General features: G+C 58.7%; 22 protein-coding genes. 9 read left to right on the top strand and 13 right to left on the bottom strand.

Translation table 11 applies throughout. The features are described from left to right. The first annotated feature begins 40 nt into the window (after positions 1-40). The 4 genes from MRBLRC7O_RS12135 (at position 41) to MRBLRC7O_RS12120 (ending at position 4,577) form a co-directional block, all read left to right on the top strand. A complete protein-coding gene (locus MRBLRC7O_RS12135; RefSeq protein WP_003505244.1) occupies positions 41-1,438 on the top strand; it encodes a murein hydrolase activator EnvC family protein in 1,398 nt (465 codons plus the stop codon). Next, complete coding sequence (locus tag MRBLRC7O_RS12130; RefSeq protein ID WP_003505242.1) at positions 1,428-2,756, top strand: S41 family peptidase; 1,329 nt, start codon at positions 1,428-1,430, stop codon at positions 2,754-2,756. The genes MRBLRC7O_RS12135 and MRBLRC7O_RS12130 overlap by 11 nt, the downstream gene beginning before the upstream one ends. A 62-nt stretch (positions 2,757-2,818) precedes the next feature. Next, a complete protein-coding gene (locus MRBLRC7O_RS12125; RefSeq protein ID WP_003505240.1) occupies positions 2,819-4,018 on the top strand; it encodes a divergent polysaccharide deacetylase family protein in 1,200 nt (399 codons plus the stop codon). Between the two features lie 46 nt (positions 4,019-4,064). Further along, a complete protein-coding gene (locus MRBLRC7O_RS12120; RefSeq protein WP_080570260.1) occupies positions 4,065-4,577 on the top strand; it encodes an RNA pyrophosphohydrolase in 513 nt (170 codons plus the stop codon). Positions 4,578-4,619: 42 nt separating this feature from the next. Here MRBLRC7O_RS12120 and bfr read toward each other — a convergent pair whose 3' ends face one another. The 4 genes from bfr to MRBLRC7O_RS12100 form a co-directional block, all read right to left on the bottom strand. Continuing rightward, positions 4,620-5,105 (bottom strand): bacterioferritin, encoded by a 486-nt coding sequence (gene bfr, locus MRBLRC7O_RS12115; protein WP_003505236.1) that lies wholly within the window; start codon positions 5,103-5,105, stop codon positions 4,620-4,622. Next, on the bottom strand, positions 5,071-5,382 hold the full coding sequence (locus MRBLRC7O_RS12110; protein WP_003505234.1) for a (2Fe-2S)-binding protein: 312 nt from the start codon (positions 5,380-5,382) through the stop codon (positions 5,071-5,073). Before MRBLRC7O_RS12110 ends, bfr begins: the two co-directional genes overlap by 35 nt. A 267-nt stretch (positions 5,383-5,649) precedes the next feature. Beyond that, positions 5,650-6,375 carry an acetoacetyl-CoA reductase gene (gene phbB, locus MRBLRC7O_RS12105; RefSeq protein WP_080866642.1) on the bottom strand — a complete coding sequence of 242 codons (726 nt, stop codon included), beginning with the start codon at positions 6,373-6,375 and terminating at the stop codon, positions 5,650-5,652. Positions 6,376-6,546: 171 nt separating this feature from the next. Then, positions 6,547-7,728 (bottom strand): acetyl-CoA C-acetyltransferase, encoded by a 1,182-nt coding sequence (locus MRBLRC7O_RS12100; RefSeq protein WP_003505229.1) that lies wholly within the window; start codon positions 7,726-7,728, stop codon positions 6,547-6,549. A gap of 243 nt (positions 7,729-7,971) precedes the next feature. Here MRBLRC7O_RS12100 and phaR point away from each other — a divergent pair, with 243 nt between their 5' ends. After that, a complete protein-coding gene (phaR, locus tag MRBLRC7O_RS12095; protein WP_003520279.1) occupies positions 7,972-8,547 on the top strand; it encodes a polyhydroxyalkanoate synthesis repressor PhaR in 576 nt (191 codons plus the stop codon). 60 nt (positions 8,548-8,607) lie between these two features. Here phaR and MRBLRC7O_RS12090 read toward each other — a convergent pair whose 3' ends face one another. Both MRBLRC7O_RS12090 and MRBLRC7O_RS12085 read right to left on the bottom strand, forming a co-directional pair. Continuing rightward, positions 8,608-9,984, bottom strand: coding sequence for an MFS transporter (locus MRBLRC7O_RS12090; protein WP_080866488.1), 1,377 nt, complete (start codon positions 9,982-9,984; stop codon positions 8,608-8,610). Between the two features lie 108 nt (positions 9,985-10,092). After that, a complete protein-coding gene (locus MRBLRC7O_RS12085) occupies positions 10,093-14,853 on the bottom strand; it encodes an NAD-glutamate dehydrogenase (protein WP_111820881.1) in 4,761 nt (1,586 codons plus the stop codon). A 541-nt stretch (positions 14,854-15,394) separates the two neighbouring features. Here MRBLRC7O_RS12085 and MRBLRC7O_RS12080 point away from each other — a divergent pair. Continuing rightward, positions 15,395-15,964, top strand: a complete 570-nt coding sequence (locus tag MRBLRC7O_RS12080; RefSeq protein ID WP_003505223.1) for a CarD family transcriptional regulator — start codon at positions 15,395-15,397, stop codon at positions 15,962-15,964. 72 nt (positions 15,965-16,036) lie between these two features. Here the strand turns inward: MRBLRC7O_RS12080 and MRBLRC7O_RS12075 are convergent, their stop codons facing one another. Continuing rightward, entirely contained in the window at positions 16,037-16,540 is a 504-nt protein-coding gene (locus MRBLRC7O_RS12075; protein WP_031233964.1) for a L,D-transpeptidase family protein, read from the bottom strand. Positions 16,541-16,826: 286 nt separating this feature from the next. On the opposite strand from MRBLRC7O_RS12075, the gene MRBLRC7O_RS12070 reads away from it, so the two are divergent. Both MRBLRC7O_RS12070 and MRBLRC7O_RS12065 read left to right on the top strand, forming a co-directional pair. Next, positions 16,827-17,510: a response regulator transcription factor gene (locus tag MRBLRC7O_RS12070; RefSeq protein ID WP_003505216.1), complete on the top strand. Its 684-nt coding sequence runs from the start codon at positions 16,827-16,829 to the stop codon at positions 17,508-17,510. 149 nt (positions 17,511-17,659) lie between these two features. Then, positions 17,660-18,115, top strand: a complete 456-nt coding sequence (locus MRBLRC7O_RS12065; RefSeq protein WP_031233965.1) for a cyclic nucleotide-binding domain-containing protein — start codon at positions 17,660-17,662, stop codon at positions 18,113-18,115. A 21-nt stretch (positions 18,116-18,136) separates the two neighbouring features. Here the strand turns inward: MRBLRC7O_RS12065 and MRBLRC7O_RS12060 are convergent, their stop codons facing one another. The 6 genes from MRBLRC7O_RS12060 to tesB all read right to left on the bottom strand — a co-directional run bounded on the left by MRBLRC7O_RS12060 (position 18,137) and on the right by tesB (position 25,583). Then, positions 18,137-18,940: an exodeoxyribonuclease III gene (locus tag MRBLRC7O_RS12060; RefSeq protein WP_003505210.1), complete on the bottom strand. Its 804-nt coding sequence runs from the start codon at positions 18,938-18,940 to the stop codon at positions 18,137-18,139. A gap of 160 nt (positions 18,941-19,100) precedes the next feature. Beyond that, the gene (locus MRBLRC7O_RS12055) at positions 19,101-19,826 is read right to left on the bottom strand and encodes an outer membrane lipoprotein carrier protein LolA (RefSeq protein ID WP_161974148.1); all 726 of its coding nucleotides are present in this window, start codon (positions 19,824-19,826) and stop codon (positions 19,101-19,103) included. A gap of 50 nt (positions 19,827-19,876) precedes the next feature. Next, positions 19,877-22,543 carry an FtsK/SpoIIIE family DNA translocase gene (locus MRBLRC7O_RS12050; RefSeq protein ID WP_367727434.1) on the bottom strand — a complete coding sequence of 889 codons (2,667 nt, stop codon included), beginning with the start codon at positions 22,541-22,543 and terminating at the stop codon, positions 19,877-19,879. A gap of 216 nt (positions 22,544-22,759) precedes the next feature. Further along, on the bottom strand, positions 22,760-24,106 hold the full coding sequence (locus tag MRBLRC7O_RS12045) for an ammonium transporter (protein ID WP_111820882.1): 1,347 nt from the start codon (positions 24,104-24,106) through the stop codon (positions 22,760-22,762). 29 nt (positions 24,107-24,135) lie between these two features. Further along, complete coding sequence (locus MRBLRC7O_RS12040) at positions 24,136-24,486, bottom strand: P-II family nitrogen regulator (RefSeq protein ID WP_004444057.1); 351 nt, start codon at positions 24,484-24,486, stop codon at positions 24,136-24,138. A 212-nt stretch (positions 24,487-24,698) separates the two neighbouring features. Then, entirely contained in the window at positions 24,699-25,583 is an 885-nt protein-coding gene (tesB, locus tag MRBLRC7O_RS12035) for an acyl-CoA thioesterase II (protein ID WP_003505201.1), read from the bottom strand. On the opposite strand from tesB, the gene MRBLRC7O_RS12030 reads away from it, so the two are divergent. After that, positions 25,559-26,884, top strand: a complete 1,326-nt coding sequence (locus MRBLRC7O_RS12030; protein ID WP_409338804.1) for a ubiquinone biosynthesis hydroxylase — start codon at positions 25,559-25,561, stop codon at positions 26,882-26,884. The two genes, tesB and MRBLRC7O_RS12030, sit on opposite strands and share 25 nt — an antisense overlap. Positions 26,885-26,940: the final 56 nt, after the last annotated feature.

Below are 26,940 nucleotides of genomic sequence, written 5' to 3'. Positions count from 1 at the left end.
TAATATCGGCGCTCCTGCTTCGGCATCAAAGAAAGCTCAAATGGACACCACGCCTCAACGAAAACGGCACGCTGCCCTTGCGGGCGCGGTTATTGCTGCTTTCGTCATGGGGGGCGGTCCGACCCATTCGCGTGACGATGCGGGCGCTGCCCCGGCGGCAAGCGATGCTTCCTCGCCGGATGCGCTGCAGACGCTGGAGAAGCGCCGCGACCAGAACCGGCAGGATCTGGAGGAGCTGGTCGACAGCATCGGCCTTTCGGAAGACAAGACAAGGACGCTCGAAGAAAGCATCGCCTCCCTCAATCAGGACAGCGCGCGCATTCGCGAGGAACTGATCGCATCGGCTGCCCGACGCAAGGCGCTGGAAGCCAAGATCAGCGACGGCGAGGATCGCCTGGCCAAGCTTTCGGTCCGTGAGGATGGCGTCAAGGCATCATTGCGGGAAAGACGCGGCGTGCTGGCGGAGGTTCTGGCCGCATTGCAGCGCATGGGCAGAAACCCGCCACCGGCTCTCCTCGTTTCACCTGAAGATGCACTGGCTTCCGTGCGCAGTGCCATTCTTCTCGGCGCCGTCGTGCCCGGCATTCGCGGTGAAACCGACAAGCTCGTCGCCGCTCTCAAAGAATTGACCGACGTCAGGCAGGCAATCGCTCGCGAAAAGGGTGATCTTACGGGTATGATGACGGCAAGTCTGGAAGAGGAAAAACGCCTCGACCTCCTGATTGCCGAAAATGACCGCAAGAATTCCCAGACGGCGGCCGAACTGGAGGCGGAACGCAAGCGATCTGAAGAGCTTGCGAGCAAGGCGACGAGCCTTGAGGGGCTAGTCAGTTCGCTCGAAGGCGAGATTACCTCGGTGCGGGAAGCGATGGAAAAGGCGCGGGCGGAAGAGCAGCGTCTTGCTCGTCTTTCGGAGGCGGAACGCGAGAAGGAACGCGCCGCGGCCGAGGCGGGAATGCCCGATAAAAACCGCATTGCGCCCGCATATCCCTTCGCGAGTTTGAAGGGAAAGCTGGAGCTGCCGGTGACCGGCGAGGTGCTGCGGCGCTTCGGCGATGCGGACGGAACGGGCCACTTTTCCAAGGGAATTGTTGTCGCGAGCGGACCGGAAGCCATCGTGACGGCGCCTGCAGACGGCTTCGTGGTATTTGCCGGAGATTTTCGCAGTTACGGCCGGATGATCATCCTCAATACGGGTAACGGATATCATGTGGTGATGACGGGCATGGACAATGTGAGGACGCGGCAGGGCATGTTCGTGTTCTCCGGAGAGCCCATCGCCTCCATGGGTGCAAAAAGAGTAGCGAGTGCAGCAGCATTGGCGCTGGAAACCGACAGGCCAACGCTCTACATTGAGTTCAGGAAAGATGGTGTACCGGTTGATTCCCAACCGTGGTGGACCGCAAAAAATACCGGAAGGGCGCACAATGATTCGTAAGGTTTCGCTTCTCCTTATCGGTGGGCTTATGGGCGCCACGGCGATGAGTGTGATTTATTCGGCGAGCATGCCGGCACAGGCGGCCGGGCCTTCGACCTATAAGGAACTGTCGATCTTTGGCGACGTGTTCGAGCGCGTGCGCGCACAATATGTGACGCCGCCGGATGACGAGAAGCTGGTGGAAAATGCCATTAACGGCATGCTCAGCTCGCTCGATCCGCATTCGAGCTTCATGAATGCCAAGGATGCCAACGACATGCGCACCCAGACCAAGGGTGAATTCGGCGGTCTCGGCATCGAAGTGACCATGGAGAACGAGCTGGTCAAGGTCATCACGCCGATCGACGACACGCCGGCTTCCCGCGCAGGCATTCTCGCAGGCGACTTCATTTCAGAAATTGACGGTACGCCGGTTCGCGGCCTGAAGCTGGAACAGGCGGTTGAAAAGATGCGCGGCGCGGTCAAGACGCCGATCAAGCTGACGATCATCCGCCAGGGCGCTGACAAGCCGCTTGAATTCACCGTCATGCGCGATGTCATTGCCGTGCGGGCCGTCAAGTCCCGCGTCGAGGGTGACAATGTCGGTTATCTGCGCGTCATCTCCTTTACCGAGAAGACCTATGATGATCTCGAAAAGGCGATCAAGAAGATCAAGGCTGATGTGCCTGCCGACAAGCTGAAGGGCTATGTGCTCGATCTGCGCCTCAACCCGGGTGGTCTGCTTGATCAGGCGATCAATGTTTCCGACGCCTTCCTCGAGCGCGGTGAGGTCGTTTCGACCCGTGGCCGCAATCCCGACGAGACCCGCCGCTTCAACGCGACGGCCGGTGATCTGACCGATGGCAAGCCGGTAATCGTGCTCGTCAACGGCGGTTCGGCTTCGGCTTCGGAAATCGTTGCCGGTGCCCTGCAGGATCTGCGTCGTGCGACCGTCGTCGGCACGCGCTCCTTCGGCAAGGGCTCGGTCCAGACGATCATTCCGCTCGGCGAGGCCGGTGCGTTGCGTCTGACCACGGCGCTTTATTACACGCCGTCGGGCAAATCGATCCAGGGCACGGGCATTACGCCTGACATCAAAGTTGAACAGCCTTTGCCGCCGGAATTGCAGGGTCGCGTCACGACCGAAGGCGAATCCAGTCTGACCGGCCATATCAAGGGCCAGAGTGAAACGGACGAAGGTTCTGGTTCCTCCGCCTACGTGCCGCCGGAAGCAAAGGACGACATCCAGCTCAACTACGCGCTGGACCTGTTGCGCGGCGCCAAGACGGATCCGTCTTTCCCGCCGAACCCGGACAAGGCTGTGGTCAACAAGCAGTAAGATAGTGCGCCGGTCAGCCGGCGCATTGTCTCGATTGCCCAACCGTTTGGACGGATCGTTCATTGCCTTCGGACCTGCGAAAACCGCTTCTAGGTCGTCAGAAAAAAAGCGCCGGTATTAACCGGCGCTTTTCCGTCATTATGGCTCTGTCGGTGCTTGCGGTTTTTTCGATTGGCGGCCTCTCCGTCTATACGGCGCTTTCGCCCGGCAACTTGCAGAAGACGGCGAGCGGGCCGGATGCACAGCTTCAGCTTGCCGAAAAGAGACCTGAAACCCCACCGGCCGAGGTAATGGCTCCTGGCGACGCTGCCGTTCTGCAGTCGCAAAGCGGGCGCTCCGGCGCCAATATCAATCGCGAGACAATGCCTGATGGCAATGTCGTATCGGTGTACTCCCCCCGCCCGCGCGAGGGTGACGGGCCGGTGCTGATGAGCGGCCAGACCTATGGTCAGGATCCGCGCATGGCGACGCGGCCCAATGAGGAGCTGCTGGAAGAAACCGCATTCGGCAGATTGCCGGTCGTTGGCGCGGACGGTTTGCGGCCGATGGAGCAATATGCACGGCCCTGGTCGGGCGCACGGGGCACACGGGTGGCGATCGTGGTCGGCGGGCTGGGTCTCAGCCAGACGGGGTCGCAAAAAGCGATCCGAGACCTGCCGCCGGAGGTCACGCTTGGTTTTGCCGCCAGCGGCAACAGCCTGCAACGCTGGATGCAGGAAGCGCGCCGGCAAGGACATGAAATTCTTCTACAGATACCGCTGGAACCCTTCGGTTATCCGGGTACTAATCCCGGTCCGGACACGCTGCTGGCGGGTGACCCTGCCAAGGTCAATATCGACCGGCTGCATCGCTCCATGACAAAAATCACCAATTACACCGGCATCATGAATTATCTCGGCGGGCGCTTTCTTGCCGAGCAGGCGGCCTTGGAGCCTGTCATGCGCGACATCGGCAAGCGTGGCCTGCTGTTTCTGGATGATGGCTCCTCGGCGCAGTCGTTGAGCGGGGGGATCGCGAAGGCTATTTCCGCGCCGCAGGGCTTTGCCGATATTTTGCTCGACGGCGAAGTCACCGAAGCTTCCATCCTGCGCAAGCTGGACGAGCTGGAGCGGATTGCGCGGCGTAATGGCCAGGCGATCGGCGTTGCGTCGGCCTTCGATGAAAGCGTTGCGGCGATCTCGAAATGGTCGCGTGAGGCCGGCGGGCGCGGTATTGAGATCGTCGGTGTTTCCGCGCTTGTTTCCGGGCAGGCGGGGCAGTAAACCTTGCCTGCGACCATTTCCGGCGTTGAGACAGTGCGGGTTTCCCATGACAATCAAAGCAGAAGATTTGCCTTACCGTCCCTGTGCGGGAATAATGGTTCTGAACGCTCGAGGCCTCGTCTGGGCCGGTCGGCGTATCAAGGAAGGCAATTCCGAATATGACGGTTCACCGCAATTGTGGCAGATGCCGCAGGGCGGCATCGATGACGGCGAACGGCCTTTGACGGCCGCCATTCGCGAACTCTACGAAGAGACGGGCATGAAAACGGTGAGCCTGCTTGCGGAAGCGAGCGACTGGATTCACTATGATCTGCCGCCCGAACTGATCGGTATCGGCCTCAGGGGCAAATATCGCGGGCAGGCGCAGCGCTGGTTTGCGTTCCGCTTCGAGGGCGATGAAAGCGAAATCCAGATCGATCCGCCGCCAACCGGGCACACGGCCGAATTCGACGCATGGGACTGGAAGCCGATGGAAATCCTGCCGGAGCTCATCGTGCCTTTCAAGCGGGCGGTATACGAAAAGGTTGTGGCGGAGTTCCAGCACCTTTCCGGCAAATAAAAAAGGCGGCCTGGGCCGCCTTTTCTGTCCTGTCGCCAGTGCTTATTCCGCTTCGTTGGCGGAATCGGCATTGAGCTGGCCGTATTTCTCTTCGCCGATCTTGCCGAGCAGTTCGAGCTGGGTTTCGAGAAAGTCGATATGGCCTTCCTCGTCGATCAGCAGTTCTTCGAAAAGCTTCATGGAGACATAGTCTCCGGCCTCATAACAGATATCGCGCGATTTCTTGTAGGAGGTGCGGGCGTCATATTCGCCGGCAAGGTCAGCTTCCAGAACTTCCTTGACGTTCTGGCCGATGCGCAGGGGCGAAACCGTCTGAAGGTTGGGATGGCCTTCAAGGAAGATGATGCGTGCGACCAGCTTGTCGGCGTGCTGCATTTCCTCGATGGATTCAGCACGTTCCTTTTTGGCGAGCTTCGTGTAGCCCCAGTCTTCCAGCAAACGATAGTGAAGCCAGTACTGGTTTACCGCACCGAGTTCGAGAAAAAGGGCCTCGTTAAGCCGCTCGATGACTTTTTTGTCGCCTTTCAATGTCCGCTCTCCTGTTCTCTTCATGGAATTGCTTCAGGCGGGACATAAAATCAAAAACATCGGCCTCAGTCGAGTGGCGACGGGCATGATATTCTTCAGTCGTTTTGATGATCAGGTCGACAACGGTCGGGAAACAGCCGCAGCAGCGGCCGCGTTTTTCCATGGCGTGATACACTTTTGCAGGAACGATGAGCTGCCAACAGTCCTCGTCGAGGAGCTCGTTAATGACGTCCCGGATATCGTGATCAGTGATGTAATTGCAGCTGCAAACCAGCATGATGGACTGCCTGTATGACGCAACACGTTGTTTTCATTCTTAAACCAAAACAGGACAGCCAATGTCAAGAAAAACCTATTAATGAGTCGCCAAGGGTTTTCTAGACTCATTCTAAACTATACAAAAACTATCGTATTTTCATTGGTTTAGGCGGCCTGTCTTTCCTGTCTTTCATCTTCAAGTTTTTGTGCGCCGCAAATTTATCGAAGCCGAGATCACGGAAAGTTTACTGAGTTCAGGCGGCCGGCAGGGCGGCGATGGATGGCCTCAGGCGAAATATTGTCCGCCATTGGCCGTCATGGTCGAGCCGGTGATGAAGCCGGCCTCGTCGGAAACCAGAAACAGAACGCAGCGCGCGATTTCTTCTGGTTCACCCAACCGTCCTACGGGAATTTGCGGCACGATCCGTTCGGCCAGAACCTTTTCCGGGATCGCTCTTACCATCTCCGTGCCGATATAGCCGGGGCAGATGGCGTTGACAGTGATGTTGCGGCTGGCGCCCTCCTGGGCGAGCGCCTTGGTGAAGCCGATATCGCCTGCCTTCGAGGCGGAGTAGTTGGCCTGCCCTGCCTGTCCCTTCTGGCCATTGATGGAGGAAATATTGACGATGCGACCGAAGCCGCGGTCGCGCATGCCCGGCCAGACGGGGTGCGTCATGTTGAACACGCCGGCGAGGTTGGTGTCGATCACCTCGCGCCATTGCTGCGGTGTCATCTTGTGGAACATCGCATCGCGGGTGATGCCGGCATTGTTGACGAGGACTTCGACGGGCCCGAGAGTTTCCTCCACCTTCGCAATACCACTGACGCAGGCGTCATAGTCGCGCACGTCCCACTGGAGTGCAGGGATGCCGGTTTCTTTCTGGAATGCTTCCGCCCTGTCCGTTGTGAAAGCGTAGTTGACGGCCACGCGGTAGCCGGCCGCCTGCAGGGCGCGGGCGATTGCGGCACCTATGCCGCTCGTCCCGCCGGAAATCAAAGCAACCCGGCTCATATCGGCCTCCATGACCTGTCATTGAAGCGCCTGCATATGCGAGGATGCTTCCATATCTTGCAGAAGTTTTTCGTCGCGCTCACCGGCCACAGAAATGCGGCCAATGGGAGGCCGCTTCTAACCTATTGCACGCCGAACCGGAATTGCTTTTTGAAAAGTCAGGCGGTGGTTTCAGAGTGCTTCGATGCACATGGCGACACCCATGCCGCCGCCGATGCAGAGCGTTGCGAGGCCCTTCGACACGTTGCGGCGGCGCATTTCGAAAATCAGGGTGTTAAGGACGCGTGCACCGGAGGCGCCGATCGGATGGCCGATGGCAATCGCCCCGCCATTGACGTTGACGATATCAGGATCAAGACCAAGTTCGCGCACCACCGCGCAGGACTGGGCCGCAAAGGCTTCGTTGGCTTCCACAAGGCCAATATCGCTGATCGACCAGCCAGCCTTGGCCAGCGCCTTGCGGGAGGCGGGGATGGGGCCGGTGCCCATGATCTGCGGATCGACACCTGCCGTCGCCCAGGAGGCGATACGGGCCAGCGGCTTGATACCGCGCTTTCCCGCCTCCTGTTCCGACATCAAAAGCGTGGCGGCGGCACCATCATTCAGACCGGAGGCGTTGCCCGCCGTCACGGTGCCTTCCTTGTCAAAGGCGGGGCGCAGCTTGGCCATCGTTTCCAGTGAAGCGCCGGCGCGGATATGTTCATCCGCATCGATGACGATATCGGCCTTGCGGCCTTTGACCGTGAAAGCAACGATCTCGTCAGTGAAACGACCGGCATTCTGCGCGGCTTCGGCCTTATTTTGCGATGCGACCGCAAATTGGTCCTGTTCATCGCGGGAAAGCTGCCATTGGCGTGCGATGTTTTCAGCAGTGATGCCCATGTGATAGCCGTAAAAGGCGTCAGTCAGGCCGTCTTTCAGCATGGTGTCGATCATCTTGAAATCGCCCATCTTCACGCCGCCGCGCAAATGGGCGCAGTGGGGCGCCATGGACATGGATTCCTGGCCGCCGGCAATAACGATGGCCGCATCGCCGGTAACGATCTGCTGCATGCCAAGGGCCACGGCGCGCAGGCCGGAACCACAGAGCTGATTGAGACCGAAGGCGGTTGCTTCCTGGGGAATTCCGGCCTTCATCGCCGCCTGCCGCGCCGGGTTCTGCCCTTCGCCCGCCGTCAGGACCTGACCGAGAATGACTTCATCGATTTCGCCAGCCGCGACGCCGGCGCGTTCCAGCACGGCGCTGATGACGGTCGCCCCCAGTTCATGGGCTGGCGTATTGGCAAAGTGGCCATTGAAAGAGCCGACTGCGGTGCGCGCGGCGCTGGCAATTACGATTGAAGGCAGGGTCATTAGTTTTCTCCTCACTTGCGGGCGGAGACTGGCAAAGCTTTCAATACAAGTCAAATGGCGAAAGTTGCTTTAAAAGATGTTGCTAAATCACGCTGGAATCTTGCGGAAAATTGCTGCGCAAAAAACAAACTGTTGCGATGCACAAAACATTTGTCAGAGGGCTTGTTTTGCGCATACACTTTGCGGTGGGAAGAGCAATAACACCAAAAAACAAGAAAATACCATCATCGCGAGGAGGCGGGCATGGCGAAACACGACGGCGAAACAATCATTAAAAAATACGCCAACAGGCGGCTCTATAATACTGGCACGAGCACCTATGTGACGCTTGATGATCTGGCGCAGATGGTCAAGCGCGGCGAAGACTTCAAGGTTCAGGACGCCAAATCATCAGAGGATATTACCCACGCAGTCCTGACGCAGATTATCGTCGAGCAGGAGGCCAAAACCGGCAATACGTTGCTGCCGACGGCGTTTCTGCGGCAGCTGATCTCCTATTACGGCGACCAGATGCAGATGGTAGTGCCGACATTTCTCGAACATTCGATGAAGACCTTCTCCGACCAGCAAAGCCAGATGCAGGAGCATATGGCCAAGGCCTTCGGCGACGGTTCGCTTGCCCGCAATTTCCAGGCGCCTCTGCAGATGATGGAAGAGCAGATCCGCCGTAACACCGAACTCTTCCGCCAGGCGATGCAGGGCTTCACGCCTTTTGCGATGCCGCAGGCGCCGAAAGAAACCCGCAAACCGAATGCATCCGAAATCGATGAGCTGAAGGCGCAGTTGCGCGCATTGCAGCAAAAACTCGACCAGCTGTGATTCTACCGCATTCTGGCCGATGCTGGATTTGATCACCGCATCGGCTGCTGCTTCGGACTTTCAGCCCGCCGCTCTTTCCGGAACGCGCAACAGCAGCAGGAAACCTGCCCCCAGAAATACGATGAGCGTCGCCATGCCGATATGGGCGGAGCCGCTTATATAGGTGGCTATGGAAAATGATAGCGTCGCCATGAAACTCGTGGCGCGCCCGGAAAGCGCATAGATGCCGAAATAGCGGCCCGCTTCTGCGACAGTGATGTTGCGGGCGAGATAAGAGCGCGACGAGGCCTGAACCGGGCCAAAGGCAAGGCCGATCAAAACGCCATAAAAGAGATACGTCTTTTCCGCACCGGTGGCGAAGATGCCGCCATTGTCAGCGGTTGATAATTGTATCCAGCCGAACAGGGTAGAGCCCTTTTCCGTGGAGACGATGCCCAGCGTGGCCAGCAGCAAAAGCACCAGGCTGATGAGGATGGTGACGCGTGACCCCAGTCTCTGGTCGACGCGCCCGGCGGCAAAGCAGCCCGCGATGGCGACGACATTGAGCAGAATGCCAAAAAGGCCGATTTCCATCGTCGCCCAGCCGAACATGCCGGCAGCGAAAGCCCCGCCCAGAATGAGAACGCCATTAACGCCATCCTGATAGAGCATGCGCGCGATCAGAAACCGCAACAGCATGGGGCGGTAACGCAGTTCGCGTAGCGTAATCTTCAACTCCCCCAATCCCGAGCGGATCGCGGCTGCGAAGGGCAGACCCTTTTCAGCATCGGGGGTCAGCATAAACATCGGCAGAATGAAGATGAGATACCAGACCGCGGCGAGCGGGCCTGTTATTCTGGCATCTTCGCCGGTTGCAGGATCGAGGCCGAAAAGCGGCTTGATACCGGCAATGGTCACCCCGGTCTGCGGGTTGGCGGCCAGAAGCGTCACCACGGCAATCAATACCACCATGCCGCCGAGATAACCGAGCCCCCAGGCGAGATTGGAAATGCGCCCGACATTTTGCGGATTGGTCAGCCGCGGCATCATGGAATCGTTAAAAACGATGGAAAATTCCGCCGCGATGGAGGCGAGGATCATGCAGACGATCGGCAGGATGAGCGGTGAACCCGGTGCGGCAAACCAGAGGAAAAAGAGGCTGGTAATCTTGATGACGGCAAAAAAGGCGATCCAGGGTTTGCGTGCGCCCGACTGGTCGGCGATGGAACCGAGAATGGGTGAAAAGAGAGCGATGATGATCGACGACACCGTCGCCATGTTGCTCCATGTCGCCTGCGCCGAAATCGGATCATCAGTGAGCCGGGCGACGAAATAAGGCCCGAAAACGAAGGTTGTGACAACAGTGAAAAACGGCTGTGCCGCCCAGTCGAACATCACCCAGCCCCAGATGCCGCGTTTGGTAATCACTGTTTCCGCATTGGGGGAAGGGACAGTCATTCATCGTCCTATCGGAAAATCGGGAAATAAAAGGCGCGATGCCGGTGCATTCGTCTTGCCTGCTCCATCCGGGCCGGTGACCCGGATGGCGTTTTTTAAGGTTGCCGCTCAGCGTGCCTGAACGATGTCGCCAAGCAGCCCCGCCGCGACCGTCAGACGGGCAAGGTTGGTATCGCCGCTGTCGCTGAGCGCGCCGAGTTCGGAGACGATACGGTTGACGCGCACGCGGTCTGCCGCATACCAGGCCTGAACCGGATCCTTTTCCTTGGCATATTCCGTCAGCGCGGAGATGACGATCCGTCGTCTCGACGAGGAGATCTGATCCTGGCTGCGCAGGAGAGCCAGACTCTCGTAATGATCCGCCGGCGTGATGCGCTGGCTGGCATCCAGCAGACGCGCGACACGGAAAGTCGAGGAGACGGTGGCATAGCTTTCGGCGGCGCGGGCGAGCGTCGTGCCCGCACTTTCGGCGATGCGCATGATTTCAGGCACATAGACCAGCAGCGAAAGCGTATCGAGTTCCTCCAGAAGAGCTTGGGGAACGCCGTCGATTTCCGTGACGCCAAGCTCCCGGCGATATTTCGCTGCCGCTGGCGACAGCGTCTTGATCGCGGTTTTCAGACGCTCGATCTCGGTCGCCATGTCGCCCGTCGCCGCGCCCGCACTCCCGGTTTGCAGGTAAAGCCTGCTCGCATCCGAGAAGATACGTGTGATCGTCGCATAAAGCCCGTTCTGGACTTCACCTCCGATCTTGCCGTCAAGCGCGTCGACTTCGCTCCAAAGACGTTTGAGACCAAAACCGTCCTCAACGATCACCGCCGCCTTGACGACATCAGCGGCCAGAAGACCGCTCGCATCGGCAAGTTTTTGCACGAAGCCCGGGCCGCCGCGATTAACCACGGCATTGGCGAGTGCGGTCGCGACGATTTCGCGGTGCAGACGATGCGCCTTGATATCGTCGGCATAGTTCTTCTGCATCTTGGCCGGGAAATAATCGACCAGCAGATGCTGGAGATAGGGTTCGTCCGGAAGCGGGCTTGCCACCAATGCGTCGAACAGGGTCAGCTTGGCATAGGAGAGAAGCACGCCGATTTCCGGCCGGGTCAGCGGTTTGCCGGAGGCATATCTTTCGCTGAGTTCGGCATTGTTCGGCAGGGTTTCCACCTTGCGGTTCAGCTGTCCGGTTGCCTCCAATGCGCTCATCAGGCGGCCGAGCTCTTCCCGGTTGGCGAGCCCCAGCCGCTCCGTCAACGAGATCGCCAGGGATTGCAGGTAGTTGTTGCGCAGCACGAGCTGCGCCACTTCCGGCGTCATGGAGGCGAGAAGCTGGTTGCGCTTCGGCATCGTCAGGCGACCACTATTAACGGCGGAGGCCAGTGCGATCTTGATGTTGACCTCGACGTCGGAGGAATTCACGCCCGCCGAATTGTCGATCGCGTCGGAATTGCAACGCCCGCCCGAGAGCGAATAGGCGATGCGGCCCTTCTGGGTGATGCCCAGATTGGCGCCTTCGCCGATGACCTTCGCACGCAACTCCGTGGCGTTGACGCGGATGGGGTCATTCGCCCTGTCGCCCACCTCGGCATTGGTTTCCACCGCCGCCTTGATGTAGGTGCCGATGCCGCCGAACCAGAGAAGATCGGTTGGCGCCTTCAGGATGGCGGTCATGATCTCGAAAGGCGTGGCGACCGATTTGTCGATGCCGATGGCAGCCACGGCTTCCGGCGTCAGCGTCACCGATTTTTCGGAGCGCGAAATGATCATCGCGCCGCCGGAGAGGGCCGAACGATCATAATCCTGCCAGCTGGAGCGCGGCAGTTCGAAAAGCCGCTTGCGCTCGGCAAAGGACTTGTCGGTATCCGGATCCGGGTCGATGAAGATGTCGCGGTGATCGAAGGCCGCAATCAGCCTGATCTTTTCCGACAGCAGCATGCCGTTGCCGAAAACGTCGCCGGACATATCACCCACGCCCGCCACGGTGAATGGCGTGGTCTGGATGTCGGTGCCCATTTCACGGAAATGGCGTTTTACCGTTTCCCATGCGCCGCGCGCGGTGATGCCCATCTTCTTGTGGTCGTAACCGGCCGAGCCACCCGATGCGAAGGCATCGTCCAGCCAGAAGCCGGCGTCGTGGGCAAGGCCGTTCGCCGTATCGGAGAAGGTGGCGGTTCCCTTGTCGGCGGCGACAACGAAATAAGGATCGTCGCCATCGAGCCGCAGTGTGTCGGCCGGCGGCACGATGGCGTCCTCAACGATATTGTCGGTGATGGACAGCAGGGTGCGGATATAGGTCTTATAGGCCTCGCGGCCGGCATTGAAGACCTCGTCGCGGGAGCCGCCGGCGGGCAGGCTCTTCGGGAAGAAGCCGCCCTTGGCGCCAACGGGAACGATCACTGCGTTCTTGACCTGCTGCGCCTTGACGAGACCGAGCACTTCCGTGCGGTAATCCTGGCCCCGATCCGACCAGCGCAGACCGCCACGTGCGACCTTGCCGAAGCGCAGATGCACACCTTCGACCTCGGTTCCGTAAACGAAGATTTCGCGGAAGGGGCGGGGGTCGGGCAGGCCATCAAGATGTTTGGGATCGAACTTGAACGCCAGAATGTCACGCGGCGTGCCATCGGCGTTTTTCTGGAAGTAGTTGGTGCGCAGCGTCGCGTCGATGGCGTTGACGTAACGTCGGAGGGTGCGGTCCTCATCGAGATTGGGAACGCCGCTCAGTGCCGCTTCGATTGCCTTGTGTATCTCGGCGAGTTTCTTCACCCGCTTCTTTTCCTCAACAGACGGATCGAAGCCGGCCTTGAACAGCGCGAAAATATTCCGCGAAATATCAGGATATTTATAGAGCGTTTCGGAAATATGCTCCTGTGAATAAACGATGCCGGTCTGGCGCAGATAACGGGCATAGGCGCGCAGGACGGAAACTTCGCGAACTGTCAAACCGCTGGTGAGGATCAGGCGGTTGAAGTTGTCGTTATCGACCTTGCCGGAGAAGGCGGCAAGGAAGGCTTCTTCGAGCTTAGGTCCGTAATGCGGCAGATCGAGCGTCGTGCCGGCTGCGACGGAGAGTTCCATATCGTGCAGAACGATATCGCGCTTCTCGCCATCTGAAACCACACCGATGTCGAAGGTGCGCTCACTGATGACGTTGAAGCCGAGATTTTCGAGCAGCGGTACGCGGCGCGAAAGCGGCAGGTGACCGTCGCGGTGGAAGATTTTCAAGGACAGCGTGTCGGCCGACTGGCCTTCCTGCTGGTAAAATTCGATGCGGACCGGCTCACCCTTCGCGGCACCCAGAATATCGGGCATGTCGCCGATCGCCTCTTCCGGCGTGAAGGCCTCCTGATAGGCCTGATCCACCTCCAGCACCGGCGCACCGGGCTCCGACAGCGCAATGAAGTGGTCTATCCAGCGCGCTGCAATATCGCTGACGGCATCTTCGAGCTTGTCCTGGGCAATGCGTGGGGTTTTGCCTTCCGTGCGCCCGACGATGAAGTGCACGCGGGCGACGGCGCCTTCGGGGAAGGCGGGATAATAGGCGGAAATATGCCCGTCATAGACCCTGCTCAGATAATCGCCGATCTTCTCACGCACATAGGAATTATATTCCTCACGCGGAACGAAGATGATGGCCGAAACGAAGCGGTCGAAACGGTCGATACGCGCAAGCACGCGCACGCGTGGCCGGTCGCTCAGTTCCATGATCTGCTCGACGAAGCGGATCAGAAGATCCGTTTCGATCTGGAAGAGATCGTCGCGCGGGTAGGCTTCCAGCGTGTTCTGCAGGATGCGGCCGGAGTGGCTGTTCGGATCGAAGCCGAAATGCCGTTCGACTTCCGCGACCTTGGCGCGCAGCAAGGGTATCTGTTTGACCGAGCGCGTGTAGGCGGTGGCGGTGAAGAGGCCGACGATGCGCAATTCGCCGATGACATTGCCGTCCTCGTCGAAGCGTTTGATGCCGATATAATCCATATAGGCGCGGCGGTGCACGATGGATTTCACATTGGCCTTGGTGACGATGAGGAAATCCGGGCCGTCGAGGAAGGCAAGGATTTCCGGGGTCGTCGTCACGGCGTTCTTGCCGAGACGCAGCACGCGCACATCCGGATCGCTGAGACTGCCGAGGCCGACGCCGTCACCGCGTTCGATCTTCGCGTTCTTTCCCTTGCCGGAATAGGTATAGTCACGCATGCCGAGGAAGGTGAAATTGTCATTGCGAAGCCAGTTGAGGAATTCGACCGCTTCCGTTCGCTCCGTCTTGCGCCGCGATGAGCCGCGCTTGGACAATTCGTCCAGCGCCTCGTCGAGTTTCGCCAGCATGGGCCGCCAGTCGCGATAGGCTGACTGGACCTGCGTCAGTACGAAGCGCAGCTTCTCTTCCAGCGCTGCGGCGGCCTGCTGCGTGAGCGGCGCGATATGCAGCTGGATGAGGCTGATATTTTCAGCGGGATCATCCTCCGGTTCCGCAAGACGATAGCCTGCCTGCGCGCTTTCGTCGCGCACCAGTATCGGGTGCACGGCGAGATAAAGGCCGCGATAGCTGCTGGTGACCTCGCCCATGACGGAATCGTAAAGGAAAGGCATATTGCGGCCGATAATGGTCAGAACCGTTACCGGAACCTCCCGCGGTGAAACGCCCTCCACCTGGGAGATGCCGATGTACGGAACCTCTCCCGTCCAGTGCGAAAGTGCCTGGAAACTGTGGGCCGCGCTCGCCGCCAGCATCTCTGCGGAATAATATTCTATATCGTCCGCACTTGCCCTTCCATAAAGAATACCTGGATCAAGAAATTGGACATTTTCGGCAATTGCCTGCTGGCGCGCTTTTTCGATCTGTTTTTCGCGTTTTGGATTGTTTCTATAGCCCATTTGACGTGGATTCCTCCAAAAATCACACTTTAATATAAAAAAGCATCGCCAATTTGCGGATTTTGCCTTTTCAGTCGAATCGGATATTGGCGTGGAATTACGAAGAGTTTAAGAGGCTTTCGTATTTCTGCAGTTTGGAAACGAAATTTTTTTGCTCCTTTTGCCATGAGGCCTGTCACGAAGCATTTTGACAGTATTTCTGCGGCTAATTTTTAGGCGGTTCTTTGGCCGCCATGTGATGTTGCGGCCACGGTCGAAGCAAATTATTGATTTGCGCCTATTTTTGTGGTACACCAACGACACTGATCCACAGCGTGGCATTTGTGTGCCCAAAAACACCACGAAAGCAACACCTCTTTTGCACGCGGTTTCCGTGACATATCGAGCGTTTACGTTATCGAACCCCGCAAGACGGGAAGGTGTGTTTTTGCGTGCACGGCTGGACCAGTGCGGAGTCACCTGACGGTTCCCCCGTCTCATCAGGGCCTGACCGACCCAACCCCGGCATCCCCGGGTATGTAACAGGGAGTTTTTAGAACGAATGACGACCCAGCAGAAGAAATCTCCAGCACATCACGGTTTCAAGACCGGTGAAGCGATTGTGTATCCCGCTCATGGTGTCGGTACCATTTCTGCAATCGAGGAACAAGAAGTTGCCGGCATGAAGCTTGAGCTTTTTGTCATCGATTTCGAAAAAGACAAGATGCGTCTTAAAGTTCCCGTCGCAAAAGCCGTCAGCATCGGCATGCGCAAGCTTTCCGAAGGCGATTTTGTCGAGCGGGCGCTGAAAGTGGTGCAGGGCAAGGCGCGTGTGAAGCGTACCATGTGGTCGCGCCGCGCGCAGGAATATGATGCGAAGATCAATTCCGGCGATCTCATCGCAATTGCGGAAGTTGTGCGCGATCTCTACCGTGCGGAAAACCAGCCGGAGCAGTCCTATTCCGAGCGTCAGCTTTATGAGGCTGCGCTCGATCGCATGGCGCGCGAAATCGCCGCCGTCAACAAGATGTCGGAAACCGAGGCTGTTCGCCTGGTGGAAGTCAACCTTGCCAAGGGCCCCAAGCGTGGCAAGACCGTTGAAGAGGACGATTCTCAGGACGAAGCCGCTTAATATCAGGCTTTTTCCTTCTAAAAAAACCCGCCTTAATGGCGGGTTTTTTGTTGGCTGCTTGCAGGCTCAACGTCACAGGATGCGGATCTTTGTGTCCTTGCGCAGATACGGTAGAATGCGGCGCATGTCTCGGGGGTGCAGGGCGACGCAGCCTGCGGTCGGCTCATATCCCGGTCGGATCAGATGCATGAAGATAGCCGAGCCGCGGTTGCGGCTTCTCGCGGTGATGTTCCAGTCAAGCACCAGGCAGACGTCGTAGAGGCCGTCCTTGCGCATCATTTCTTCATGGCTCAGGGCGAAGGGCGCCTTGACCAGCCTGTTATAATTGGCGTTGCGTGGCTCGTCGCACCATAACATGGACTTCCGTGTTCGCTGCATCGGCAACGCCGTGGCGATGCCGGGAAGGCGGTCGCCGCGATAGAACCCGTGCAGGAGGCGCGTGGTGGAAATGGGGGATTTTCCGTCTCCCTCGCGTTTCAGTGCGGTGCGGCCATTACGACCGATCGCGGCTGGAAAAGTGAGGTGTCCGAGCTGGACGATGGCGCGGCTGATTTTCGAAGGGGCTGGCCGAACCATGAGCGTCGATGCGCGTTTACGTTGTCTTGCGGGCTGTATGCTCATGTTTTTCACGAGATTTTGCTTTGCAGGTTATTTAACGTGAAGTCATAGCACTTCGTTATATCAAGGCAATGGGTTGACCTTTTATCGGCAAACCGCTGAATTGGCTGATAATTGGAGCGCCAGGCGTCTTTTCGGACGCCCCAGGGACGCTCTAACTCTTTTAAACTACGCATCGTGCTTCTCGAAAATCGAACCTGATTTTTGGGCTGGTGCGCTAAAGTAAGAAAGGCTGAGAATCCGAATGACGGCTCGCACTATCCTTCTGGTGGACGATGACGACGATCTTCGGGAGACGCTGACCGAGCAATTGTCTCCCTATGAGGAATTCTCGCTTTTGAGCGGCGCAAACGCCGCACAGGCGATGCAGACCGCCAAGACCGCTCAGGTCGATCTTTTGATCATGGATGTCGGCCTTCCGGACATGGACGGCCGTGAGGCGGTGAAGCTGTTGCGCAAGGGCGGCTTCAAGGCGCCGATCATCATGCTGACTGGGCACGACACTGATTCCGATACTATCCTTGGGTTGGAAGCTGGTGCCAACGACTATGTGACGAAACCTTTCCGTTTCGCCGTGCTTCTGGCGCGTATCCGGGCGCAGCTGCGCCAATACGAGCAGAGTGAAGATGCGGTTTTCACTGTCGGCCCCTATCAGTTCAAACCCAGCCAGAAGCTGTTGACGACGGAGGATGGCAAGAAAATCCGGCTGACGGAAAAGGAAGCGGCGATCATCCGTTATCTCTACCGCGCCGGCAGCACCGTCGTGACACGCGACGTCCTGCTCGAAGAGGTCTGGGGTTACAATTCCGGGGTGACGACACACACGCTCGAAACGCATGTCTATCGTCTGCGCCAGAAGATCGAACGCGACCCGTCCAACGCTGAAATTCTGGTCACCGAGAACGGCGGATACAAGATCGTTCCCTGAGCAGGGACCTCGTTGCGACTTTCATCTCGTCGTTTAAAGCTCACGCCGCGCGTCCGAAAGGCGCGCGGCGTTCTAACATCTTGTATTTTGAGGGCTGATATTGGAAAACCGCTATAGTGATGCAGGCGTTTTCCGGAGTAACGATCAACATGGCCTTGACGGACGATATCATGCTGCTGGGGCAAGTGCCGTTGTTCGCTGGGTTCAGCGATGACCAGCTGCGGCTCATCGCCTTCGGTGCGGAACGCCGCCGTGTATCTGCCGGGCAGACATTGTTCCGGGAGCACTCGCCGGCCGAATGCGCCTTTGCGGTGACATCGGGCCATTTCGAGCTTTTCACGGCCGGGCGGGATGGCAAGCCCGTGCTGCAGGCGACGCCCGGCAAAGGGGCGCTGCTTTCGGAGCTGGCGCTTTTCACGCTTTGCGAAAGAAAGTTCACTGCGGTCGCGGCTGAGGATTCCGAAGTCATTCGGATAACGCGCATCCTCTTTCACCGGCTAGTGGAGGAGTTTCCGGAAGTGGCCGATATCGTATCGGCGCGTATTCGCGACAATATCGCGTCTTTGGCGGCGGGTGCGGCCCGGTTGCAGAACCGCTTCGTCTGACGTCAAGTCAAACGCGCCGGCTCAAAACCGGAACTGGGCGGTGACCGGAACGTGGTCCGATGGCCGGTTCCAGCCACGGGCCTCGCGCAATATGTCGATTTTTTCAAGCGAGGGGCCGAGATCCTGCGAAGACCAGATATGGTCAAGACGGCGGCCGCGATCAGCCGCCTCCCAATCCTTGGCGCGGTAGCTCCACCAAGTATAGATCTTTTCAGTCTCAGGCACGTTCAGACGCATCAGATCAAGCCAGTTGCCCTGTTTCATGATGTCAAGCATCCCCTCGGTTTCGACAGGCGTGTGGCTGACGATCTTCAGAAGCTGCTTGTGGGACCAGACGTCATTTTCGAGCGGTGCGATGTTGAGATCGCCGACGAGAATGGACGAGGTGCCGGGCACGCCATCGGCACGCAGCGCCTTCATTTCCTCGATGAAATCGAGCTTGTGGCCGAATTTCGGATTGATTGAGCGATCCGGCTCGTCACCGCCCGCCGGCACATAAAAATTATGCAGCCGCACACGGCGCGATCCAACCTGGAAAATCGCGGAAATGTGCCGCGCGTCACCGATTCCGCAATAGTCCTGTCGATGATCTTCGGTCAGCGGAATCTTCGAGGCGATGGCGACGCCGTGATAGCCCTTCTGGCCATGGATGATGACGTGCTCATAACCCAGCGCCTTCAGCGGCTTCATCGGAAACTCGCCATTCGGGCATTTCGTTTCCTGCAGGCAGAGAATGTCGGGCTTGTAACGCACCAGAAACTGCTCAACGATCGGCATTCTGAGCCTGACCGAGTTGATGTTCCAGGTGGTTATCGAAAACGACATGCATGTGCTCCGCTTTTATTGCCGCGAACCGCATGGCCCGTGACATGTTTCCGGGGCGCAGGCTTATAACATCGCGATGAAAACGGGAATTTATTTTAGCGCTAAAATGAAAAAGGCGACCGCAGGGCCGCCTTTCAAAAGTTTCCGTGGGCTTGATGCCTCAGCCGCCTTTACGGACTTCCTCATAATTGATGCTGAAGACGCGTTCATCAAGGTTTACGCCGGTCTGGACGTTGAAGATCATGACGGTCGTGTCCTTGTTCTGGGCGTCGGTCGTCGTCCATTGCCTCAGGTCGAAGGTCTTCGGATCGAACATCAGGGTAATGGTGGAATCGCCGAAGACGCTCTTGTCGCCCAGCACGATTGTGGTCAGGTCCGATTCTTCCTTCACGTTCCGGACCTTCTGGTTGCCGAGATCGATCTTGTCGGACAGAAGCAGGCTGAGCGGCGTTTTGGAGAGCGGATAAAGATCCCATGTCTTCAGCTTCATATTGCCAATGACGACGTTCCTGCCGTCGGCAATGACGCGCATGGGCGAAGGGTCCTCGTAATTGAAACGAAGCTTGCCGGGCCGTTCGATGTAAAACTTGCCGCCGGTCTGCTCACCACGCGGGCCGAACTGGACGAATTCCCCCATCATGGTTTTGACCGACGAGAAGTGATTGGCGATTTTCTGTGCGGTCGCGCTATTGCCGGCCGCCTGGGCAAAGGCGTCAAGCGGCGATAGGCCGGCGATCACCGCGGCCATGGAAAATGCCGTCAGCACGCCACGTCGCGTCACGCCGTTTTGCGTTGCGTTTGCGGTGGCCGTTTCGCCGGTGGTGAGGTCGTTCATTCTATTCTCCTTCATCGCAGCGATTGTCCGCATAAAAGGCGGCGGCTTCATGACGTTGAAAGCGTGGAATAACGCTTCTCCGCCCCGCTTGGTTGCGGACGTTACCGCTCGATGATGTCTGCTTCCGTTGGCACGAGGATTTCGCGTTTTCCGGCGTGATTGGCGGGACCGATGATGCCTTCCTGCTCCATGCGTTCGATCAGCGAGGCGGCGCGGTTGTAACCGATGCCGAGACGCCGTTGCACATAGGAGGTGGAGGCTTTGCCATCGCGAAGCACGACGGCCACGGCCTGATCGTAGGGGTCTTCGGAATCGGAGAAATTGCCGGCGCCGGCCGGGCCGCCGGCATTGCCTTCCTCGTCGTCTTCCTCGGTAATCGCTTCCAGATATTCCGGCGACCCTTGTGTCTTCAGATAGGCGACGATTTCTTCGACTTCATTGTCGGAAACGAAGGGACCGTGTACGCGCTGGATGCGCCCGCCGCCCGCCATATAGAGCATGTCACCCATGCCGAGCAGCTGTTCGGCGCCCTGTTCGCCAAGGATGGTGCGGCTGTCGATCTTCGAGGTCACCTGGAAGGAGATGCGGGTTGGGAAGTTTGCCTTGATCGTGCCGGTGATGACATCGACGGACGGACGCTGGGTGGCCATGATGACGTGGATGCCGGCGGCACGCGCCATCTGCGCCAGGCGCTGCACCGCGCCTTCGATGTCCTTGCCGGCAACCATCATCAGGTCTGCCATCTCGTCGATGATGACGACGATATAAGGCAGTGGCTTCAGGTCGAACTCTTCCGTTTCGTAGATCGCCTCACCAGTCTGGCGGTCGAAGCCGGTCTGGACCGTGCGGGTAAGGATTTCACCCTTGTCGAGCGCCTGCTGCACGCGGCTGTTGAAGCCGTCAATATTGCGCACGCCGATCTTCGACATTTTCTTGTAGCGCTCTTCCATCTCGCGCACCGTCCACTTCAAAGCCACCACGGCCTTTTTGGGATCGGTAACGACCGGAGAAAGCAGATGCGGAATGCCGTCATAGATCGACAGTTCGAGCATTTTCGGGTCGATCATGATCAGGCGGCACTGCTCCGGTGACATGCGGTAGAGCAGTGACAGGATCATGGTGTTGATGGCGACGGACTTGCCCGAGCCGGTGGTGCCGGCGACCAGCAGATGCGGCATCTTGGCGAGATCGGCGATGACGGGTTCGCCGCCGATGGTCTTGCCGAGCGCCATGGCGAGCTTCGCCTTGCTGTTTTCGAAATCGCGGCTGCCGATCAGTTCGCGCAGGAACACGGTTTCGCGCGTCTGGTTCGGCAGTTCTATGCCGATGGCGTTGCGACCGGGAACGACGGCGACACGGGCGGCAATCGCGCTCATGGAGCGGGCGATGTCATCAGCAAGACCGATGACGCGCGAGGATTTGATGCCGGGCGCCGGTTCCAGTTCGTAAAGCGTGACGACCGGGCCGGGGCGGACATGGATGATTTCGCCCTTGACCCCGAAATCCTCGAGAACGCCTTCCAGAAGGCGGGCGTTCTGTTCCAGCACTTCCTCGCTCAGCATATTGTCGCGAACGACATTCTTCGGTTCTGCCAGAAGATGGACGGTTGGCAACTGGAAACCGTCTGCGGCGATGAAGGAGGCCTGCGCCTCCCTTGCCACGCGCTCGCTGGGCTTCGGTCGTGCGGAAGGTGCTGTTATTCTGGGCTGTCCGCGTCCCGGCACCTGTCTGGCGGTGAATTTCTGGTCGGCCTCGTCGTCGGAGAGAATGCCGTCCGGCAGACGGCGTTCGTCCGCGTCGAAGGGCGGTTCGTTATCCATGTCCTCGTCATGATCGAGCGCGATGGATGGAGGTGACATCTGGCGACGCGATGCGGCGCGTTCTTCGAAAGACGGCTCTGCGCGCTGGTCGAGGCGGTTGATTGCGGTCTTGAGGCGAGAAGGTTCGTTCAGCGTGCCGAACTCATATTCGTTGAAGTCATAGGGATGTTCGAACTCATCGTGCAGGGACTTCGACTTCAGGCCGAACAGGCGGCGCAAGCGCGCCTGGGTGATGTACCAATAATGCGTAAGCGCGCCGAAGGCGAGCATATTGGCGAAGAAGCCTTCGCCGTCGTCTTCGTCATCCTCTTCGACTTCACGGGCTGCGCGGGCCTTGCTGGTGGTGACCGGAGCGGCTTCTTCCCGCTCCAGTTCATCGTCCAGGCCGCCCACAATACCGGCGGCAAACAGCATCAGCCAGGCAGCCGGTGCCGCGAATATGACACCCAGTACCGTGGCGATCGTGCCGGTGGGGTAAGCGCCGATAAAAAGGGCGGGAAAACGCAGGATCATGTCACCGATGACACCGCCGATACCGTTCGGAAGCGGCCAGGTGACGGGGGCAGGAAAACAGCCGAGCGAGGCGGCGCAGACAATGGCGCCAGCGATCCAGGCCACGAGGCGGACGGGTATGCGGTGGAATTTACGATTGGCGATCAGCGCGATCGCCCAGGCGATGACCGGGAGAAGCGAGATGATTGCGGAAAGCCCGAGGAACTGCATCACGATATCGGCGAAAATCGCACCACCGTAACCCAGAAGATTGGTAGGCTGGTTGCCTGTCGCATAGGAGAGGCTCGGATCCGCCACATTCCATGTGGCGAGTGCGGCAATGCCCAGCGCGATCGTGGCCAGCAGAGCGAAACCGGCCAGAGTCATGATCTGACGCACGAAAAACGCCGTCAGCACGAAGCGTGTGTGACGACCATCGAATGTCGGAGAATGCATTCTGCCCATGTCCCTGAACCCGTCGCTTTTCTTGGTTTCGGCAAGATTCGGCTGGTGACCAAATCCCGGATTGACAGGGAAAACTAACCGCTTGCTGGTTAATGTCGTATTAACCATGCGGTTTTTTGAGCGTTTACGGGTTTGCGTCAAAGAAAAAGGCCCGCCGAAGCGGGCCTTCTTTTGGGAGAGGGGATGGAGAACCCCTCTTCCGTGATATCAGGAGTGGTAGGCGGCTTCGCCGTGGGTCGCGAGGTCGAGACCTTCGCGTTCGGCTTCGACCGGAACCCTGAGACCAACGATCACGTCGACGATCTTGTAGAGGATCGCCGAGACGATGGCGCACCAGACGATGGTGATGGCGACGGCGACGAACTGCGTCCAGACCTGCGAGGCGATGGAGAAATCGGCCTTGCCCGTGCCGCCAAGCAGCGGAGACGTGAAGATGCCGGTGCCGAGGGCGCCGATGATGCCGCCGATGCCGTGGACACCGAAGACGTCAGCTGTGTCGTCGTAGCCGAACTTGTTCTTCACAACCGAGACGAAGAAGTAGCAGATCGGCGAGACGATGAGGCCGAGAACGATAGCGCCCATGGGTCCGACGGAACCGGCCGCAGGCGTTACGGCGACGAGGCCGGCGATCATGCCCGAAGCTGCGCCCAACATGGAAGCCTTGCCGCGGGTGAAGCTTTCAACCAGCGACCAGGAAACGATGGCTGCTGCAGTGGCGAGGAAGGTGTTCATGGTTGCAAGAACCGCACCGCCAGATGCTTCGAGGTTGGAGCCGGCGTTGAAGCCGAACCAGCCGAACCACAGCATGGCTGCGCCAACCAGCGTCAGCGTCATGGAGTGCGGGGCCATCATGTCCTTGCCGAAGCCGGTACGCTTGCCAACCATGATCGCGCCGATCAGACCGGCGATACCGGCATTGATGTGAACGACCGTGCCGCCGGCGAAGTCGAGAGCGCCCATGCCGAAGATCATGCCATTCGCGTCCCAGACCATGTGAGCGATCGGGAAGTAAACGAAGGTGGCCCACAGGATGGTGAAGAGAATGACGGCGGAGAACTTCACGCGTTCTGCGAAGGCACCGATGATCAGCGCCGGGGTGATGGCCGCAAAGGTCATCTGGAAGGCGATGAAGGTGTATTCGTAGATCACGACGCCCTGGGAGAAGGTTGCCGAGGTGCTGTCAAGCGAAACGCCCGACAGGAACAGCTTGCCGAAACCGCCGAAATAGGGGCCGGTGCCGCCGCCAAAGGCAAAAGAATAGCCGTAGATGACCCAGATGAGCATCATGACCGCGGTGATGACGGTGCACTGCATGAGAACGGAGAGCATGTTCTTCGTGCGGACGAGGCCGCCGTAAAACAGCGCCAGACCCGGAAGGATCATGAACAGCACGAGGATCGTCGCGACATACATGAATGCGGTGTCGGCTTTTTCAGGAACGGGCGCTGCGGCTGCTGCCGGCGCGGCATCCTGGGCAAAGGCGATGGCCGGCGCCATCAGGGCCGCCGCTGCGGCGCCCAGCTTGCCGAGCGTGGAAAATTTGTTGAGTTGCATAGTTAGAAAACTCCCCTGTCAGCCGTGCTTCAAAGCGCTTCTGTGTTGGTTTCGCCGGTACGGATGCGCACGGCCTGTTCGATAGAGTAGACGAAGATCTTGCCGTCACCGATCTGCCCGGTCTTTGCCGCAGACGCGATCGCCTCGACGGCCTTGTCGACGACGTCGGATGGAACTGCGATCTCGATCTTCAGCTTGGGAAGGAAGCTCACCGCATATTCCGTGCCGCGATAAATCTCGGTATGCCCCTTCTGGCGTCCGTAACCCTTTACCTCGGTCACGGTCAGGCCCTGGATGCCGACGCCGGTGAGCGCTTCGCGCACTTCATCCAGCTTGAACGGCTTGATAATGGCCATCACAATTTTCATCTGGTTTCCCATCCTTTGTTTTGTCCTCGGCACGGAGCCGACTCTCCTGCCGCTGGCAGATCAGTAACAGCGACTGAGGACATACATTCAAAGGGCGTGCCAGTTTTGAGTGTGTATCTAACGTATTGAAATATAAAACTTATATGAAAGGCGTCTGAAAAAGGGGCATTTGTCGCCAAAATTTGCGTCTATTAAATGTGCGATTTTCAGAAAAAGCACATTATTTAATCATTTGCCCTTTTGCGGATCAAACCCTCCTGCGCCACGGAAGCGACCAGTTCACCCTGTCTGGTGAAAATATTGCCACGGGTCAAACCACGAGCGCCGGAAGCGCTGGGGCTATCCTGTGTGTAAAGCAGCCAGTCGTCCAGACGGCAGGGGCGGTGGAACCACATGGCGTGATCGAGGCTCGCCACCTGAATGGAGGGATCGAAGATCGTTGTTCCATGGGCGTAGAGCGAGGTGTCGAGCAGGGTCATATCTGAGAGATAAGCGAGAATGGCCGACTGCAGACGCGGATCATCCGGCACGTCGCCGACGGCGCGGACCCAGATATCCTGCTGCGGTTCCAGCTTTTCTTTCGAGATATAGTGGGTCAGCGAAACCGGCCTTATCTCGATCGGCCGCTTGTTGCTCCAGTATTTGCGAATTGAAGCGGGCGCCTTGGCGAGGAAGGCCGCCTGCATCTGCTCTTCGCTCATCAGCTTTTCGGGCGGCGTCACATCAGGCATCTTGATCTGATGGTCGAAACCATCCTCGAAAATCTGAAACGAAGCAGACATGGAAAAAATCGCTTTGCCATGCTGAATGGCGACGACACGGCGGGTGCAGAAACTCGCGCCATCGCGGATGCGCTCTACCTGGTATACGATGGGCACCAGCGGATCGCCCGGGCGCATGAAATAGGCATGCAGCGAGTGCACGAAACGGTCGTCATCCACGGTCCTTTGGGCGGCAATCAGGGCCTGCGCGATGACCTGACCGCCGAAAACCCGCTGCCAGCCGATTTGCGGGCTTTCGCCCCGGAACAGGTTCTCCTCCAGCTTCTCGAGATCGAGCGTGGCGATGAGATTGGCCATCGGGTCTGACGTTTGCGAGGGATGCGACATTTTTTCGGCCTGCTCCGGCTGTAGGAAGACGTCACATGGTCTATAGTGCGCCGATGATGCGTGCACAAGATTTGAGGAGAAGCGTGATGCTGGACGTAGTGGTGGCAGGCGGCGGATATGTCGGTCTTTCCGTTGCTGTTGCAATCAAGCAGGCGGCCCGGCATCTTAATGTGCAGGTGGTCGAGGCCGCTCCCGAGGATGTCTGGGTAAAGGACGTCCGTGCGTCCGCCATCATCGCGGCGGCCACCCGGATGCTCGATGTTTTCGGCATCTGGAGCGAGATTGAGCCGGAAGCCCAGCCGATCCACAAGATGATCGTCACCGATTCGAAGACCGCCGATCCGGTGCGTCCCGTGTTCCTGACGTTCGACGGTGCCGTAGAGGAGGGCAGGCCGTTTGCCCATATGGTTCCGAATGTCGCTCTGGTGGGTGCGTTGCGGGGCCTGTGCGAACGCCTTGGCATAGAAATCCGCCACGGTCTCAGTGTTTCCGATTTCGCCGCGGGGCCGCAGTCGACGGCCATCAGTCTTTCCGACGGGTCAATGCTCGAAGCACGATTGCTAATTGCCTGTGACGGGGTTCGCTCGGCACTCAGGGACATGGCTGGCATCAAGACGGTGCACTGGGCTTATGATCAGTCCGGTATCGTGACGACCGTTGAGCATGAGCGGCCGCATGAGGGTTGTGCGGAGGAGCATTTTCTGCCATCGGGCCCCTTCGCCATCCTGCCCTTGAAGGGAAACCGGTCTTCGCTCGTCTGGACCGAACGCACGGCCGATGCCGACAGGCTGGTGGCCTCCGACGATCTGGTGTTTGAAGAAGAGCTGGAGCGCCGGTTCGGTCACAAGCTCGGTCCTCTGCGTCCCGTCGGTCCCCGCCGCGCCTTCCCGCTGGGGCTGACGCTGGCGCGCTCCTTCGTCGCGCCACGGTTTGCGCTTGCGGGTGACGCGGCGCACGGCATTCACCCGATTTCCGGGCAGGGCCTCAATCTTGGCTTTAAGGATGTGGCGGCGCTCGCGGAAACGGTGGTCGAGGCAGACCGTCTGGGCCTCGATATCGGCTCTCTCAATGTTCTGGAGCGTTACCAGTCCTGGCGGCGTTTCGATACATTGCGGATGGGCGTGACGACCGATGTGCTGAACCGGCTTTTCTCCAATGATATTGGTCCTATCCGTGTCATGCGTGATTTCGGTCTCGGCGTCGTGGATCGTTTGCCGGGTCTGAAGTCCTATTTCATCGGCCAGGCCGCCGGCACGATGGATGCGAATGCGCCGCGTCTGCTTGCCGGCGAGGCGCTTTGATCCAGCCCTTCGCATATATTTCGGATCGGCTTTTCCGGGATTGCCGCTTGACAGCC

The sequence above is a fragment of the Agrobacterium radiobacter genome, from assembly GCF_040801995.1.
Taxonomy (GTDB): Bacteria; Pseudomonadota; Alphaproteobacteria; order Rhizobiales; family Rhizobiaceae; genus Agrobacterium; species Agrobacterium radiobacter.
This window is presented reverse-complemented; position numbering and strand designations above follow the sequence as displayed.

Excerpts from the sequence above, each read along its gene's own strand:
- MRBLRC7O_RS12055 (WP_161974148.1), bottom strand. The coding sequence starts at position 19,826 with ATGAAGCCGCCGCCTTTTATGCGGACAATCGCTGCGATGAAGGAGAAT.
- MRBLRC7O_RS12110 (WP_003505234.1), bottom strand. The coding sequence starts at position 5,382 with ATGCTGGTTTGCAGCTGCAATTACATCACTGATCACGATATCCGGGAC.
- MRBLRC7O_RS12135 (WP_003505244.1), top strand. The coding sequence starts at position 41 with ATGGACACCACGCCTCAACGAAAACGGCACGCTGCCCTTGCGGGCGCG.
- MRBLRC7O_RS12085 (WP_111820881.1), bottom strand. The coding sequence starts at position 14,853 with ATGGGCTATAGAAACAATCCAAAACGCGAAAAACAGATCGAAAAAGCG.
- MRBLRC7O_RS12130 (WP_003505242.1), top strand. The coding sequence starts at position 1,428 with ATGATTCGTAAGGTTTCGCTTCTCCTTATCGGTGGGCTTATGGGCGCC.
- MRBLRC7O_RS12045 (WP_111820882.1), bottom strand. The coding sequence starts at position 24,106 with ATGCAACTCAACAAATTTTCCACGCTCGGCAAGCTGGGCGCCGCAGCG.
- MRBLRC7O_RS12060 (WP_003505210.1), bottom strand. The coding sequence starts at position 18,940 with ATGTCGTTTTCGATAACCACCTGGAACATCAACTCGGTCAGGCTCAGA.
- phbB (WP_080866642.1), bottom strand. The coding sequence starts at position 6,375 with ATGAGCCGGGTTGCTTTGATTTCCGGCGGGACGAGCGGCATAGGTGCC.
- MRBLRC7O_RS12070 (WP_003505216.1), top strand. The coding sequence starts at position 16,827 with ATGACGGCTCGCACTATCCTTCTGGTGGACGATGACGACGATCTTCGG.
- MRBLRC7O_RS12050 (WP_367727434.1), bottom strand. The coding sequence starts at position 22,543 with ATGCATTCTCCGACATTCGATGGTCGTCACACACGCTTCGTGCTGACG.
- MRBLRC7O_RS12080 (WP_003505223.1), top strand. The coding sequence starts at position 15,395 with ATGACGACCCAGCAGAAGAAATCTCCAGCACATCACGGTTTCAAGACC.
- MRBLRC7O_RS12090 (WP_080866488.1), bottom strand. The coding sequence starts at position 9,984 with ATGACTGTCCCTTCCCCCAATGCGGAAACAGTGATTACCAAACGCGGC.
- MRBLRC7O_RS12075 (WP_031233964.1), bottom strand. The coding sequence starts at position 16,540 with ATGGTTCGGCCAGCCCCTTCGAAAATCAGCCGCGCCATCGTCCAGCTC.
- MRBLRC7O_RS12040 (WP_004444057.1), bottom strand. The coding sequence starts at position 24,486 with ATGGGAAACCAGATGAAAATTGTGATGGCCATTATCAAGCCGTTCAAG.
- MRBLRC7O_RS12100 (WP_003505229.1), bottom strand. The coding sequence starts at position 7,728 with ATGACCCTGCCTTCAATCGTAATTGCCAGCGCCGCGCGCACCGCAGTC.
- MRBLRC7O_RS12065 (WP_031233965.1), top strand. The coding sequence starts at position 17,660 with ATGGCCTTGACGGACGATATCATGCTGCTGGGGCAAGTGCCGTTGTTC.
- MRBLRC7O_RS12120 (WP_080570260.1), top strand. The coding sequence starts at position 4,065 with ATGACAATCAAAGCAGAAGATTTGCCTTACCGTCCCTGTGCGGGAATA.
- tesB (WP_003505201.1), bottom strand. The coding sequence starts at position 25,583 with ATGTCGCATCCCTCGCAAACGTCAGACCCGATGGCCAATCTCATCGCC.
- phaR (WP_003520279.1), top strand. The coding sequence starts at position 7,972 with ATGGCGAAACACGACGGCGAAACAATCATTAAAAAATACGCCAACAGG.